Source organism: Aquiflexum sp. (assembly GCF_041749095.1).
GTDB lineage: Bacteria > Bacteroidota > Bacteroidia > Cytophagales > Cyclobacteriaceae > Aquiflexum.
Genome location: NZ_JBGTCA010000372.1, coordinates 1 through 2923, shown reverse-complemented (window position 1 = coordinate 2923; position 2923 = coordinate 1). Strand labels below are relative to the sequence as shown.

3 protein-coding genes are annotated in these 2923 nt (G+C 41.9%); 2 read left to right on the top strand and 1 reads right to left on the bottom strand.

Going from position 1 to position 2923, the window contains the following annotated elements:
* Positions 1-988 (bottom strand): dGTP triphosphohydrolase (dgt, locus tag ACEW8O_RS17060; RefSeq protein ID WP_373495835.1); only part of this gene is annotated, 988 nt, incomplete at its 3' end.
* Between the two features lie 126 nt (positions 989-1114).
* Here dgt and ACEW8O_RS17055 point away from each other — a divergent pair.
* Together ACEW8O_RS17055 and ACEW8O_RS17050 are read left to right on the top strand one after the other, a co-directional pair.
* Positions 1115-1951, top strand: coding sequence for a DUF4382 domain-containing protein (locus tag ACEW8O_RS17055; protein WP_373495834.1), 837 nt, complete (start codon positions 1115-1117; stop codon positions 1949-1951).
* A 129-nt stretch (positions 1952-2080) separates the two neighbouring features.
* Positions 2081-2893 (top strand): DUF4382 domain-containing protein, encoded by an 813-nt coding sequence (locus tag ACEW8O_RS17050; RefSeq protein ID WP_373495833.1) that lies wholly within the window; start codon positions 2081-2083, stop codon positions 2891-2893.
* Positions 2894-2923 lie beyond the last annotated feature (30 nt).

Sequence of the window (2923 nt, the reverse complement as noted above, 5' to 3'; positions counted from 1 at the left end):
CCTGATCAAAATCCCCAGTTAGCATTTGCTCCTCCTTTTGGCAAAAAGCGATGACACACTCTTCCACCAATTTTCCGATGGTCATGGCCCTAAGAATGGCCAGCTTCTGAGTTTGGGTTTTATATTTTTCCAGCTTTTCGGATTGAAATCTATCTCCGAGGATTTCTGCCATCAAGTCGCAGGTCTGCCCGAAAGTGACCAAACCCAGGGTACAACCATCTTCCAGGTCAATAATACTGTAACAGATATCATCCGCTGCCTCTACCAAAAACGCCAATGGATGCCTTAGCCAGCAATCTGAGCTGGATTTTCCCAAACCTAGGATTTCTGACAATTGGACATAATCCTGAATCTGATCGGTAAAAAATCCGAATTTCTTTTGGCTACGCCTTTTTTTATCACTTTCAAATACCTGAGCAGGTCTTGGATATTTTGTAAAAGAAGCCAATGTGGCATAGGAGAGTTTCAGCCCATTGTTCTGTGCCACCAACATCCGAAAACCCTGTGCATTGCCTTCAAAATTACACAGATCTGTCCATTCCTGCTGTTTAACCTGTCCTTGCCATAATACACCATAAGAATGATGTTTGAAAAAATCGGAGATGGCTTCCTCGCCCGCATGACCAAAGGGGGGATTGCCAATATCATGGGTCAGGGCGGCAGCAGCTACAATGGCCCCAATGTCCGAGGAATGGATTCCAATCCCAAGTAGGACGGGATATTTATCCACCAAATATTCTCCAACCGATTTGCCCAGAGAGCGGCCTACACTGGATACCTCCAGACTATGGGTCAGTCTCGTATGGACAAAATCATGCTCAGGCAAAGGGAATACCTGGGTCTTATCCTGGAGATTTCGAAAAGGTGCAGAAAAGATAATCCTGTCATAGTCAATTTCAAATTCACTTCTGAAAGAATCCTGTACCGTATTTTTCTTCTTGGTGGGATCAAATCTCCCCGATGTTAATAATTTTTCCCATTGCATCATGGCCAAAATTACTAAAGCTAATTGTTTACAAGCTATTCTTAGGTAAAAAATTAAAGAATAGCCTCAATTGGCACAATGATTGGATTATTGTCAATTGAAAACTAAACCAACTAAAACTTAACACCTATGAAAAATCAAATCAATTCCCTCTTTATGGGACTGGCTTTACTGTTTTTTGCAACTTCCTGCGACATGCAAAACAATCAGTTCACCTCTTCTGATGGAAATGCCAAAGTAAATGTTTACCTCATTGACGCACCAGCAAACTATGACGAAGTATGGGTTGAAGTATTGGGCGTGGAGATTTTGCCTAAAGGAGGAAATGAGGAAAATGGCAATTCATGGATTAACCTTGCCCATGAAAGTGAAGACAAAAAAATCAACTTATTGTCCTTGGTTGGCGGAAACTCAGCCCATTTGGGTGAAATTGAAGTCCCTTCAGGTAAAATCTCCCAAATCAGACTTTTGTTGGGAGAAGACAACTATATTATCCAGGACGGACAAAGGATAGACTTAAAAACACCTAGTGCGCAGCAAAGTGGATTGAAACTTAAAATCGATAAGCCCCTAAATCCTGGAATATCCTACGATCTGATCATTGATTTTGATGCTTCCAAATCTATTGTAAAGGCTGGTAATTCCGGACAATATATCTTGAAACCTGTTTTACGGGTTGTAGCAGAAGAATCTTCAACTATAGAAGGAACTATTCTGCCATTGGAAGCTGGACCCGTAGAAATCACAGCGGTTTTGGACGAGGAAACTGTGGGTACGTTCACAGATCAAAGTGGGAAATTTGTCCTGAGGGGATTAAAAACAGGTAGTTATATACTTGAAATTGTTCCAAATGAGAATTATGTAGGAGTAACCTTAGAAGCCGTAGAAACTGAAACAGGTAAGGTCACTTTAATTGATCCAATACAATTAGACGTGGTCGAAGAATCCAGTGATTCTGAAGGTTAATATTTTTTGGGTGACAAATGGTGACACTTTAGTTCCTCAGTTCATGCCCAGGATATGGCTTCCTGGGCTTTTTTTTTATTCAGCACATATATTGCCTTTTCTTTCCTCTATCTTTTCTATTTTTGAAACGTGAAAATCAAAAAACTGCTTATCCTATTGCTGCTATCCCTGAATCTAGGCTGTTCGGGAACTGAGGAAAGATCAACTGCCCTGATCAATGTTTTTCTCGTAGGGACCCCGGGTTTTTTTGAGGAAGTGGGAATAGAAATATTAGGGGTAGAAGTAAAAGTAACCGGAACAAGGGGGCAGGACAATGCAGAAGCAGTATATCTTCCTAACCTACAGGCCAGAAAACAGGCCAACCTATCCACTCTGGTCCATACAGGACAGTATCTGATTGGCAGGGGAGAGTTTTTGGCCGGTGCAGTTATCGAACTGAAACTTGATTTGGGCAACGACAATTACCTCATTTTTGGGGGAGAAAGATATGTGCCCAGATATATTGATGGGTCGGCTCAAAAACCTGTCATGCCGGTAAGTATCCCTTTGGATGGCGGTATATCCCATGACATTTTTATTGATTTCAATACCTTAAGATCCATATTGTTCACAGGAGGAACCCAAGGTGAGTTTTTATTGGCTCCTGATTTCAGGGCTTTTACCAGCCTCAATACAGGTGAAATTGCAGGCGTAATTCGCCCGAAGGGCCAAAACCCGCAGCTCCAAAAATCACTGATCTTGGCCATCGAGGGACTTGATACCTTGGCAAGTACTACCCAGAATGTGCAAGGTAATTTTCTCCTAAGGGGATTAGTAGGCGAGGTTTCGGTTTTGATTTTCCCATTAAGCAATAATTTTTTGCCTGATACTGTGAATAATGTCATCGTCGAACCCCGAAGGAGGAAGCAACTCGAAGAAATTAACCTCCGACCAAATCCCTGACATGACCCAAGACGAAAAATACATGCTCAG

Bases quoted from the DNA above. Each gene is read 5' to 3' on its own strand.
- ACEW8O_RS17055 (WP_373495834.1), top strand. From the start codon at position 1,115: ATGAAAAATCAAATCAATTCCCTCTTTATGGGACTGGCTTTACTGTTT.